The following is a 12,090-nucleotide window of genomic DNA, read 5'->3' as shown; positions in this document are numbered from 1 at the left end:
CCTACGGGTGAGATAAGAACGTTACTTATCGGAGATTACGGCTCTTTAAAGCGTACATACTGTGGTGTGTACGCTTTTTTTGTTTTTGAGGGCATGACATTCACTTCTATCAAGCGATTAAACAAACTTATGGCTGTGATCGTAGAAGTTCATTATCCGTTTTAGGGCCCAATCTCGATATCGGTCGGATTCAATTAAAATGTCATGCCTTGCATGAGGAATGCTTAAAAGCCTTGAACTGGCACAATGCTCATTGAATAAGTCTTGGGCAGGCAACGACACAACGTTATCCCCCTCCGGTTGCACGATTAAAATCGGCGTTTTAATGTCTTTGGCTTGAGCTAAACAATTTTTACCCGCAGCAACGGCTTCGCTAATCCACTTAGGGCTAACACCACCGAGTCTCAAGTTGGGGTGGTTGCTCAACAAATCACTGTAGGCTTTAAAGCGATTAGGGCTACTTGTATGGTCATTGCCTTCAAAGGTTTTAGTCACAAATGCTGTTTGGGTAGGGGCGAAATTCGGTGTTTTCTGAAGTTGACTGATGAGTTTAATGGTGGCCGTTTGAATGCCGCCAACCACTTTGGGTAATTTGATACCAAACATTGGGCTTGTTAGGGCGCAAGCTTTAACGTTGTGATCATAACTCGCGAGGTATTGAGTTGCGACAGCACCTCCCATCGAGTGGGCGAGCATCATAACTTCGTCTTTATGTTGGCTCTCTACAACCTCTTCAAGAAACTGAGCTAAGTCTTCAACATAATGTTCAAATTGGTCCACGTGTCCAAGTTCGCTGTGTTCTGCCAAGCGTTGCGACTCTCCCTGACCTCGATGATCAAAGGAATAGATATTGAAGTATTGGCTGAGTTCGTAAATGACTTCTTTGTACTTCCAAAACGATTCATTTCGCCCCTGAACAATGACTAACGTTCTTGTATGGTTTTGAGGGTTCACGTTAATCCAAGCGATATCATTATTCATCGCACCTTTAAAGTAACCGCTCTTTCTGTTTTGCCATACGTCATCTATTTGTTGGTGATAATCCTGCTTATGATGGCTCAATTCCGAGGTAATGGGGTGATAGCGTTTATAGGGCTTGTGAGGAATATTGAGTTTTCTTCCTATGCTGGTCACAAACAAGCGGCCCAGTTGAGCACCGTGCAAATAGTCGGCATCAAGTTGTTTTTTCGTACTCTCAACAACCGAAGATTGTAAGTTCCGCGCTGGAGAAATCTCGTAAATGTTTACATCATCAGGAGGAGAGGCGAGAAAGCGTCGAGTTTGTCGATAAGTTTCTTCGTGTTTGAGCAAAATAGCCGACAGTTCACTCATTGTTTTGGATGGCGCGCGCTTTAGCACGGCTTCTATTAAAGGATGATGTTCGTCAAAATCGATGGGCATCGTCCGGATCACGACGATGTGTTTGTAACCTCGACGATAAGCTTCTTCAACTGGGATTGGTGCAGATACACCGCCGTCTAACCAACGTGCGCCATTAAACACTACGGGCTTTTTGTGCAGAGCGGGAATAGCACAAGATGCTCTCAGTACATCTTTCCAATTATCAACGGTGACATCAAAACACTCTGTCGTTAGGTTTCGTGCGTGTGTCGCGACAGCGACGACTTGCTTTGTTTTGAGTAAATCAGAACCTTTTTCCCAGTTTAACGGGATGCTTATCTCGGCATTGTCTACTAAAAAATCTAAGTCAAACCCTTCACCGTTGAGCAAGTATTTCGTGAGTTTAAAGAACTCAGGGCGTCGTGTTGTTTCTGTGATGATTTTGTAAGCATGCCCTTGATGCCCACAGATATAAGAGGCGAGGTTGAGAGAGCCAGCAGAAGTACCAATCAACAGATTAAACGGATTGAAATCAGCATGTAGGAAGGCATCTAACACGCCTGCAGTAAAAATGCCTCGCTGGCCGCCACCTTCTGTCACCAACGCGATCTTATCGACGTGTTGCTGACGAAGCATAAAGTTATCGTGGTGTTTACTGCTAATGATGTATCGATTGCCCATTGTGATTCCAAAATCTGCTTAACGTTATAGTCACTAAGTTCAGAACAAAGCCGGTCTAAAAAGGTATGAGCTAAGAATAATATGGAGATTGTACTGAAATAAATTCAATTAAATTTACAGAGTGTTAATCAATATAGAACCTTTTCAATAGCACTCTCAAATAGCCTTTATTTGCTTTGTTTGAAAGTGCTATGAGAGGCCAAGCGCAATGGGGCGTTACTCCCGCTCTAGATGCTCTGCTTCTTTGGCGATCGCTTTTACCATACCTTTGAAGATGAATAGGTGTGCTGGCATCATCGCAAACCAGTAAAGCAAACCAGGGAAGCCTTGCGGGTGCCACCATGCGGTGATATCGAATTCGCGCTCTTCGCCATCGTCTTTGATTGTAATTTCTAAACGACCAAGTCCGGGACCTTTCATACCGAAAAACAGTGAGAGAAACTGGTTCTCTTCGCAGCGAATGACCTTCCATGAATCAATGAAATCACCTACTTTGAGCTCTGGCCCCGGTGGTGAAACTCGAATGGGTTTTCCTCCACCAAAGAAGATATCAAGCCACTCTCGGGTGCGCCAAAGGATGTTGGCAAAGTAATAGCCTTTTTCAGGGCTCCCGATCTTTTGTGCGACTTTCCAAAGTGATTCTGCAGAAGCTTTTGTCTTAATGCTTGCTCCTGCTTGTTTTGGATAATAGCCGTAGCCCGGCTGCCAACGTTTGAGAGCTGCTGGTTCAAACCCCCACACGTTACTACGCACAAAAGTTCCCTCCGTAGCGATGGTGTCCGCTACGGACTGTTCATAGCTGATTAACTCTTGTGGAAATCGCTCGTGAATGGCTTTGGTATTGGCAATGTAATCGTGCTCTAAACCAGCAAGCAGCGCTTTACCAATACTTGTGGGAACTGACGTCACAATGGCTAACCAATACGATGCCATTTTGGGTGTTAGCAGTGGCGTTGACCACAGTCTGTAAGGCTTCTTCGTTATTTTACAAATGACTTCAAATTGCTCGCGATAACTTAATGTATCCGGCCCACCAACTTCATAGATTTCACTTTCTGTTGGTTTGGTTTCTGCCAGTTCCAGCAAATAGTGATTGAGGTTGGGTAGGGCGATTGGGTTAGCTTTGGAGTCGACCCACTTAGGCGCAATCAGAATCGGCAGGTTATAGACGAAGTCACGCATGATCTCGAATGCCGCAGACCCTGGCCCAATAATCACGCCTGCGCGAAGCTCGGTAACAGGAACACCAGCCTGACGAATGATCTTCCCCGTCGCTTTACGTGCTGCTAAGTGTTGAGAGTTGCCGGTTTGAGGCTGAATCGCACTCAAGTAGATCACGTGTTCTACGCGACTTTTCTCAAGCGCATTTTTGAAGTTCTCTGCGAGGTTTAACTCGTACTCAACAAAGTCGTGACCTTGTGCCATACCATGCACAAGGAAGAACACCAAATCAAAATCATTTACGACTTCGAGCGTCGCTTCTGCGTCTGCGAGGTCTAAATAAGTGAGTGTGAGATTAGGGTGTGGCTGAGTTCGAGATTCTAAATAGTCAATATGACGAGCTGCTGCAGTGACAATGTAACCTTTATCGATCAGTTGTGGAAGAAGTTGAGAGCCTATGTAGCCGGAAGCCCCGAGTACCAACACCTTTTTCATTATGAATCCTTTTATTACTGGTGGATTAGTCACCACTGGGTATAATCATGAGACACTTTTCCCGTTCTATCAATAAGTTGTCGTCGGAGCGAGCATGACTTTTTTCTCACAATTGGTTATTCATGCTGATAAGTCGTTTTTACGTCGACTATTTGCCATCGCATTACCCATAACTTTACAGAGCATGATGTTCTCCAGCCGAAGCTTGGTGGACGTACTGATGCTCGGTCAATTGGGAGAGGCTGAAATTGCTGCGGTCGGCGTTGCGGCAAGAGCGACATTCGTTACGACCATCATGCTCCTTGGCGTCACAACCGGCGGGGCGTTGTTAACAGCGCAGTACTGGGGAGCGGGAAACAAAGTAGGTGTAAGGCAAAGTACGTCGTTGACTTGGATGATTTCCATGGTATTCGCTGCCCTTACGGTGGTGTTATTCGTTCTGTTCCCAGAACCAATCATGCGCCTGACAACGGATTCGGAAGAGGTGATTCGACTTGGTGCTGATTATCTCGTTATTTCATCGGTTAGTATGTTTGCTGTAGCCTGTGTCGCAAGTATGGCGGTGGGTCTGCGTGCTATGCATCAACCGGGTCTAAGTACGTTTTTTAGCGGCATCGGCATTCTTTCCAACATCTTCCTTAACTGGGTGCTTATTTTTGGCCAATTTGGCTTTCCTGCGATGGGTATTAAAGGGGCTGCCATTGCCACCGTCATCAGTGGTGCTATTGAAGTAACTTGTTTATTCAGTTACCTGTGGTTTAAAAAACACATCATTGCGTTTGGTTTGGATGACATTCGTGCCAGCTTGGTGCTGGATAAAATTACACGTTTCTTGAAGCTCTCTCTTCCGACCACATTTAACTTCCTTGCTTGGGCGGGTGGTTTGTTTGCTTATCATGCGATTATGGGGCAAGCAGGCGTTCAAGGTTTAGCGGCATTGTCAGTAATGACGCCGGTAGAGTCGATTGCTCTAGCTATGATGATTGGTTCATCTAACGCCGCGGCAGTATTGGTTGGAAATCAATTGGGAGCGAAGAACTTTGGCCCTGTTTATTATCAAGCTTGGGCGACGGTGATCCTCAATGTGGCGATTGCTATCGTGGTGGCGATTTTACTTCTGTTTTCTAACCAACTTATTCTCGACGCCTTCAGTGCGTTGACACCAGAAACGCGCCACCTAGCTGAACAGTTTATGGTGATTCTTGCCGTCGGCGTGGTTCTTCGCTCTGTTCCTATGATGGCCATTGTCGGTGTGCTTCGTGCGGGTGGGGATGTGAAGTTCTGCTTGTACCAAGATCTGATTGCGCAATGGGTGATTAGCATTCCTCTTGCCGCCTTTGGTGCTATCTACCTAGGCTTTGAACCACAATGGGTTTACTTATTGTTTCTAACCGAGGAAGTGGTTAAGTGGGGGACATGTTTACACCGCATGGCGAGTAAGAAATGGATGAAAAATTTGATCGATGCTTAAGAAGGGTCGCGAGACAAGTTGCATTTGTAGTCTGATAGTGTGATCAACTATTCAAATTACTTCCTACCAACCGGATTTTAGTGTAGATTCTGATTCCAATTTTTAAACACCATTTGAGCGGCAAAATCAATGTTGAAACTGTCAGACCTATGTAAAGGCTATGTAGACGGGGGCGAATTTCATCCTGTACTACAAGGGGCAGAATTAACATTACAACAGGGTGAACAAGTTGCATTAATGGGAGAGAGTGGTTCAGGTAAGAGTACACTCCTTAATTTAATTGCAGGCCTTGATACCGCTGACTCTGGTGAAATCCAATACCCAAGTTTCGCGATGCACAGTGCTCCAGAGCGCTTAAGAACACTTTATCGTCGAAACAACATCGGCAACATCTTTCAGCAATTCAACCTGCTGCCTACTTTGAATATTGCAGATAACATCCGTTTCTGTCGCCAGTTAAAAGGCTTGCCTGAAGACAAAGGTTTATGGCGCCAAATTCTCTCTGCACTCGATCTTATGCCGCTTTTAGGGCGTTATCCAGAAGAGGTATCAGGTGGACAGCAGCAGCGCGCTGCGATTGCTCGTGCGCTGTATATGGAGCCGAAGATCTTACTTGCCGATGAGCCGACTGGTAGCTTAGATGAACGAAATGCTGAAGCGGTAATGCGCTTGTTGACCAGCCTTGCTCGTCAGCTTGAGTGTACGCTGTTGTTGGTGACGCACAGTGAAAAGGTCGCTGAGCACATGGAAGGCCGCATTCGTCTTCAAGGAGGGCAATTGCATGTTATGGCCCGTAGTTAAGGCGCTACTCGGTCATTACCGTCGTTACCCACTTCAAATTATTCTTGTTTGGCTTGGTTTAACCCTCGGAGTATCACTCCTTGTTGGTGTGACTTCAATTAACCAACACGCGAAACAGAGCTACGAAACTGGTGAGAAACTTTTTTCCAACCCTTTGCCTTACCGTATTCGTACTAAACACTCTGCAAACAAAATTCCTCAAGGCTTTTATATCCAGCTTCGTCGTGCTGGTTTTAATCAATGCGCACCATTTGATGTTCTACATTTAGACACCAACACCGATATAAGTTTGATGCTGGTGGGGGTTGACCCTGTTGCATTGCTGCCGCTACAGCAAGGTAAATCGCTTAAAGATCTTCCAATGCTGACGTTAATGAAGCCGCCATATCCAATCTTAGTCAGCCAAGATTTAGCTGCACATATGTCATGGAGCAATGGGGACTTTATTACGCTGAATGATGGCAGTCAGCTCGGGCCTTTGAAGGTTGATAGTGACAACTTGCTTTCTGGTACACGTTTAGTCACGGACATCTCTCTATTAAGAATGCTGCAACGCAGTTCAGGATTGTCTGCGATTGCCTGTGGTGAAATGCCAGAGGAAAAAGTTCTGGCGCTAAAAAACATGCTACCTAATGGCATGACGTTGGTGCGCAATAGCCGTACAGAGTTAGAATCGCTTACTAAAGCATTCCACATGAATTTAACGGCCATGGGAATGTTGTCCTTCCTTGTTGGTTTGTTTATCTTCTATCAAGCAATGTCTCTGTCTTTTATCCAACGTCAACGTTTAGTTGGTATTCTTCGCCAAACGGGCGTGAATGGCATGCAGCTCGCACAGGCATTGATGTTAGAACTGACCATTCTAGTTTTGGTTGCATGGGCTTGTGGTAACTTCTTCGGGTTGATCTTAGCGAATGAACTGATTCCTGCAGTGTCATCCAGCTTAAGTGATTTATACGATGCCAACGTTGGTCTCACCATTGGTTGGTCATGGGAATCGAGTTTATATAGCTTGGCAATGTCGGCGTTGGGCGCTCTGATTTCTTGTTTATGGCCTTTGATTCGTTTGTTGAAATCACAACCCATCCGTCTTTCTTCTCGTTTATCTTTGATGCGCTTTGCTGGACGTGAGTTCTCTTGGCAGGCGTTTGCTGCTTGTGCTTTTTGTGTGGCGGCCGTTGCGGTTTATCAAGCTCCAAGAACGCAAGAGTCAGGTTTTGCCATCATAGCGCTAATGTTGATCAGCGTGGCGTTGTTTATGCCATTTTTGATGTGGCATATGTTCCAAAGTTTCTCTTATTCATTACGTTGGGTTCGTGTCCGTTGGTTCTTCGCTGATGCGGCGGCAAGCATGAGTTACCGAGGTGTTGCTACGATGGCCTTTATGCTGGCACTTGCGGCGAACATTGGTGTTGAGACCATGGTAGGCAGTTTTCGTGATACGACCGACAAATGGTTGAGCCAACGTCTTGCTGCAGATATCTACATCTACCCTACGAACAACTCAGCCGCTCGCATGAGTGCTTGGTTAAAAGAACAACCAGAGGTCGATACCGTTTGGTGGCGTTGGGAAAAAGATGTGCCTACGGAACGTGGAGCGCTTCAAGTAGTGAGTACAGGGGCTTCGGAAGGGGAACTTGATTCACTCACAGTAAAACTTGGCGTGCCTAATTATTGGTATCACTTACATCATTCAAAAAGTCTGATGGTCAGTGAGTCTATGGCATTGAAGCTCGACATTCGCCCTGGTGACTATATTGATCTTCAGCCACCGTTAGGCGGAGGGTGGCAAGTTGTTGGGGTGTACTACGACTATGGCAACCCCTACAACCAAGTGATGATGTCGCACCGAAATTGGCTGTATGCTTTTGCGGGCTCAGGTAACGTTGGGCTTGGCGTTTTACTTGAAGACAATGTTAATGGCGAAGGTTTGAAACGTCGCTTAGAAAACGTGTTCCGCTTGTCACAAGACCGAGTCTTCGACAACAACAATATCTATAACCAAGCCATGCGAGTGTTTGACCACACCTTTGCGATTGCAGGCACACTAGGCAACATTACATTGATTATTGCTGTGTTTGGCTTGTTCTTTGCCACCCTTGCTGGCGAGTTTTCACGGCAAAGGCACTTTTCTTTACTTCGTTGTATGGGCGTGTCGGGTAAAGAGCTTGTCCTCCTTGGGGGGTTACAGTTGTTTGCTTTTGGTATGATCTCCGCCATTATTGCCGTCCCGCTCGGATTAGCGTTGGCACATTTGATTGTTGATATCATTATTAAGCAATCTTTTGGCTGGTCTTTAGAGTTGCAAACGATCCCTTGGGAGTATGTTCAGACGATTGCTTGGGCGATGTTTGCCATCATGATCGCGGGGGCATTGCCAGTGATCAGAATGATTAAGAGTACTCCGATGAAGTCGTTGAGGGATGCTCTGTGACGAAGAATATGAAGCCGAAAAAGATCTTCTCGATATCAGTGTTGGTGTTTGTTGCTTTCATTGCATTAACGGGTGCGACACTGTATTTCACGCATTGGGCCGAAGCGACGGCAACGAAAGAGAGTGACATTAGCGCAGTACTACAAAGAGAAAGCAAAACGATCTTTGAACCAGTGTTGCCAGATGAACATGTCTCGCTTCCTCAGGATTTTCGCTTCCATCCAGATTATCAACATGAATGGTGGAATTACTTTGCCAAATTACAAGATAAGCATGGCAAGGTTTACAACGTTCAATGGAGCTACTTTAGAGTTGCAACAGATGAGCGTGATACGAGAGGTTGGCAAAATCCACAGCTTTTTATCTCCCATATTGTGATTAGCAATGGCTCTAAAGTATGGAAAGAACAAAGAGTGGCGCGTGGTGGCATTGGACAAGCAGGAATGACAAATCGCCCGTTCCGTCTGTGGATAGATAATTGGACGTGGCGAGCGTTAGGTTCTACGCCCTTTCCGGGTAACTTAGAGGTGACAACGGATACCTTTGGTATGGATTTAAATACCACTACTAGCGGCCCGTTCGTCGTGAATGGCGATAAAGGCTTTCAAGTTAAGCACGCTCTCCAATCTGTCGCATCCTTTAGCTTCAGTGCGCCTTTCTTAAATGTAAAAGGCAACCTAACCTTAAATGGTCGGGATATTGAAGTGACAGGGGCTGCGTGGACGCAAAAAGAGTGGGGTAGTGGCCTAATCGGTGAAGGACAACAAGGCTGGGACTGGTTTGTTTTCAATCTTGATGATGGACGAGCACTTACGGTGAGTCGCTATCGTCATCATGGACAGGTTCCCCATCTGTTTGGCACTTTAGCGACACGTTCCGGTAAGGTGATCAACTTAACTGAGAAAGAATTAACCATGACACCTTTGCAGGTCACTGGCTTATCAAACGGAAGAAGGCTACCGCTGCAATGGATCATTAATGTCCCCGAGCACAACATCAATTTGACGACGAGAATCATAAAATCGGACATGTGGCTTCCGTTTGTGATCCCTTATTGGGAAGGACCGATACTCGCATCGGGTTCCAATGAAGCGTGGGGATTTATGCAACTCACCGGTTACTAAAAAGAACAGAAAGCCACCTCATCAAAGGTGGCTTTTTTGTCGTTGAAACACGCAGTTTTCGTCGTAAAACTGCATGTTAATCACGAAAATCAGTCACATATTATACTAAGTTAATAGTAATCTATGTGAATACATAGACTTATAGGGAGATTGTCAGGTCTTGTAAATTTATATGTTCTTGTTGAAAAATACGATGTGTCGTAAAGAATACATCGGAAAAATCGAAGTTTATACTCTGAACAAGCGATTATTCTAAAATTTTCAGCAGCTATACACTCTCATCATTCTTTGTTAATCGTTTATTAAGATAATAAATATAAGGGCGAAATCATGAACGATGTCATTCGTGACTTTTTCAAAATGGAATCCGCTGGTGGTATTCTTCTGGTAATTGCTGCGGCAATTGCGATGACCATTGCTAACACCCCACTTGGCGAAACTTATCAAGCTATGCTGCATACTTATGTATTTGGTATGTCAGTATCCCATTGGATCAACGATGGCCTTATGGCTGTGTTCTTCCTACTAATCGGTCTTGAAGTAAAGCGTGAGCTACTTGAAGGCGCACTAAAATCGAAAGAAACCGCAATCTTCCCGGCAATTGCTGCGGTTGGCGGCATGTTGGCTCCTGCACTTGTTTACGTTGCTTTCAATGCTGGCGACCCTGAAGCGATTTCTGGTTGGGCAATTCCAGCGGCGACAGATATCGCATTTGCGCTTGGTATCATGGCGTTACTAGGTAAACGTGTGCCAATCGCTTTGAAGGTGTTCCTGCTTGCACTTGCAATCATTGACGACCTTGGTGTTGTTGTGATCATCGCGTTGTTTTACACCGGTGACCTATCAACAATGGCCTTGTTAGTTGGTTTTGCGATGACTGGCTTGCTCTTTATGCTGAATGCAAAAGGGGTGACTAAGCTAACACCGTATATGATCGTTGGTGCTATTCTCTGGTTCGCGGTTCTGAAATCTGGTGTCCATGCAACATTGGCAGGTGTGGTGATCGGTTTTGCTATTCCACTGAAAGGTAAGCAGGGTGAACACTCTCCACTAAAACACATGGAGCATGCACTTCACCCATATGTAGCATTCGGTATTCTTCCTCTATTCGCGTTCGCAAACGCAGGTATCTCATTAGAGGGTGTATCGATGTCAGGTCTGACTTCAATGTTGCCATTGGGTATTGCACTGGGTCTGTTGGTTGGTAAACCTCTGGGTATCTTCACATTCAGTTGGGCGGCAGTGAAACTAGGTATTGCTAAGCTGCCGAAAGGCGTGAACTTTATGCATATCTTTGCGGTGTCAGTGTTGTGTGGTATCGGCTTTACGATGTCTATCTTCATCTCATCATTGGCGTTTGCAAACGTGAGTCCTGAGTTTGACACTTATGCTCGACTAGGCATCTTGATGGGCTCTACCACTGCCGCTGTACTTGGCTATGCGTTACTGCACTTCTCGTTGCCAAAGCAGGCGTCAGAAGAGGTTGCTGAGGAATACTAAAGCGAACCGCTTTTAGAGCAGCAATTTGAAATACGAAAACCTCTCAATTGAGAGGTTTTTTTATATCTTGGATTTACTATTTGCTAGTGCATAGCGGGGAACGACAGACGAAAAAAAGCCCAGAAGAAAATTTATCTGGGCGGATACAAACATAGGAGTTAATAAGAAAAAGCAGCAATGTAACAACCAGAAAGAAACAAGTTTGACGGCCTGAAAAACTTTAAATGCCCTAGTTGTTACAGTAATTCAGACCGAGCTAATTCCATTCAGTTCCATTTTTTTTAGAAGTTTTTTTCACAAAATAATATTCGCTTTAAATTCATTCCTTTACGCCTGCACTTTCTATGTCTGGTCAGACCAATGCTTGAAAATGTGATGTTAATCGTTTGTTAATCTGTCGTTTCGGGAGTATATTTTCAAACAGTTGTTTAATACGAGTGATTGAAATGGCCCCGAGAAGTACAACAAAAGAAAAAATACTCGATGTAGCAGAAGGACTATTTGCAGAATACGGCTTCAATGACACATCACTAAGAACCATTACTGGTAAGGCGAACGTAAACCTTGCTTCGGTAAACTACCATTTTGGCGATAAAAAGACGCTCGTTAGAGCCGTTTTAGACCGCTATTTAGAAGCGTTAATGCCGAGCATTAAAACATCTCTGATAGAGCTAAACACCCGTGACGATTACAACATGGATGAGGTATTCGAATCGTTGCGCTTACCCTTACGGGCGTTAAATGATGTGCGACCAAACGGTACTGCCTTGTTTATGTTGTTGATAGGGCGAGGTTACACCGATGTACAGGGGCACTTGCGCTGGTTTATCAGCACCAGATATGACGAAGTGCTGAAGTTGTTTATGTTCTCCATAGGCAAAGCAAACCCTGAACTAACAGAAGAACAGCTGTTTTGGCGATTACACTTTACCCTTGGAACTTGTGTTTTCACCATGGCATCTAGTCAAGCGCTAACGGAAATTGCGGAAAGTAAATTCCAAAAAGACGTCGATGCGAAGTCTGTCGTCGACCTACTGATTCCATACCTGTCGGCAGGAATGTCCGCCAAGTAAACCTAATTA

The 12,090-nt window shown here is 45.1% G+C and carries 8 protein-coding genes; 6 read left to right on the top strand and 2 right to left on the bottom strand.

The annotated features are described in order from the left end of the window. Positions 1 to 117 precede the first annotated feature (117 nt). Positions 118 to 2,022 carry an alpha/beta fold hydrolase gene (locus ITG12_RS04395; RefSeq protein ID WP_248873742.1) on the bottom strand — a complete coding sequence of 635 codons (1,905 nt, stop codon included), beginning with the start codon at positions 2,020 to 2,022 and terminating at the stop codon, positions 118 to 120. 216 nt (positions 2,023 to 2,238) lie between these two features. Further along, positions 2,239 to 3,678, bottom strand: a complete 1,440-nt coding sequence (locus ITG12_RS04390) for a DUF2867 domain-containing protein (RefSeq protein ID WP_038874607.1) — start codon at positions 3,676 to 3,678, stop codon at positions 2,239 to 2,241. 94 nt (positions 3,679 to 3,772) lie between these two features. On the opposite strand from ITG12_RS04390, the gene ITG12_RS04385 reads away from it, so the two are divergent. From ITG12_RS04385 to ITG12_RS04360, 6 genes are all read left to right on the top strand, one after another. Next, on the top strand, positions 3,773 to 5,149 hold the full coding sequence (locus ITG12_RS04385; RefSeq protein WP_248873740.1) for an MATE family efflux transporter: 1,377 nt from the start codon (positions 3,773 to 3,775) through the stop codon (positions 5,147 to 5,149). A gap of 129 nt (positions 5,150 to 5,278) precedes the next feature. Then, positions 5,279 to 5,950: an ABC transporter ATP-binding protein gene (locus ITG12_RS04380; protein ID WP_038874609.1), complete on the top strand. Its 672-nt coding sequence runs from the start codon at positions 5,279 to 5,281 to the stop codon at positions 5,948 to 5,950. Then, positions 5,931 to 8,384 carry an ABC transporter permease gene (locus ITG12_RS04375; RefSeq protein ID WP_039977378.1) on the top strand — a complete coding sequence of 818 codons (2,454 nt, stop codon included), beginning with the start codon at positions 5,931 to 5,933 and terminating at the stop codon, positions 8,382 to 8,384. The genes ITG12_RS04380 and ITG12_RS04375 overlap by 20 nt, the downstream gene beginning before the upstream one ends. 8 nt (positions 8,385 to 8,392) lie before the next feature. After that, complete coding sequence (locus ITG12_RS04370; protein WP_104046911.1) at positions 8,393 to 9,508, top strand: lipocalin-like domain-containing protein; 1,116 nt, start codon at positions 8,393 to 8,395, stop codon at positions 9,506 to 9,508. A 330-nt stretch (positions 9,509 to 9,838) separates the two neighbouring features. Further along, entirely contained in the window at positions 9,839 to 11,008 is a 1,170-nt protein-coding gene (nhaA, locus tag ITG12_RS04365) for a Na+/H+ antiporter NhaA (protein WP_038868717.1), read from the top strand. A 446-nt stretch (positions 11,009 to 11,454) separates the two neighbouring features. Then, positions 11,455 to 12,081: a TetR/AcrR family transcriptional regulator gene (locus ITG12_RS04360; protein WP_038868716.1), complete on the top strand. Its 627-nt coding sequence runs from the start codon at positions 11,455 to 11,457 to the stop codon at positions 12,079 to 12,081. Positions 12,082 to 12,090 lie beyond the last annotated feature (9 nt).

Origin of the sequence: Vibrio sp. ED002, assembly GCF_023277445.1 — a bacterium.
GTDB lineage: Bacteria > Pseudomonadota > Gammaproteobacteria > Enterobacterales > Vibrionaceae > Vibrio > Vibrio jasicida.
Note: the sequence above shows the minus strand (reverse complement) of the source record. Positions and strands in the feature narration are given on the sequence as shown.

Coding starts and splice junctions, on each gene's coding strand:
- ITG12_RS04385 (WP_248873740.1), top strand. CDS start 3,773: ATGACTTTTTTCTCACAATTGGTTATTCATGCTGATAAGTCGTTTTTA.
- ITG12_RS04375 (WP_039977378.1), top strand. CDS start 5,931: ATGTTATGGCCCGTAGTTAAGGCGCTACTCGGTCATTACCGTCGTTAC.
- ITG12_RS04360 (WP_038868716.1), top strand. CDS start 11,455: ATGGCCCCGAGAAGTACAACAAAAGAAAAAATACTCGATGTAGCAGAA.
- ITG12_RS04390 (WP_038874607.1), bottom strand. CDS start 3,678: ATGAAAAAGGTGTTGGTACTCGGGGCTTCCGGCTACATAGGCTCTCAA.
- ITG12_RS04380 (WP_038874609.1), top strand. CDS start 5,279: ATGTTGAAACTGTCAGACCTATGTAAAGGCTATGTAGACGGGGGCGAA.
- ITG12_RS04395 (WP_248873742.1), bottom strand. CDS start 2,022: ATGGGCAATCGATACATCATTAGCAGTAAACACCACGATAACTTTATG.
- nhaA (WP_038868717.1), top strand. CDS start 9,839: ATGAACGATGTCATTCGTGACTTTTTCAAAATGGAATCCGCTGGTGGT.
- ITG12_RS04370 (WP_104046911.1), top strand. CDS start 8,393: ATGAAGCCGAAAAAGATCTTCTCGATATCAGTGTTGGTGTTTGTTGCT.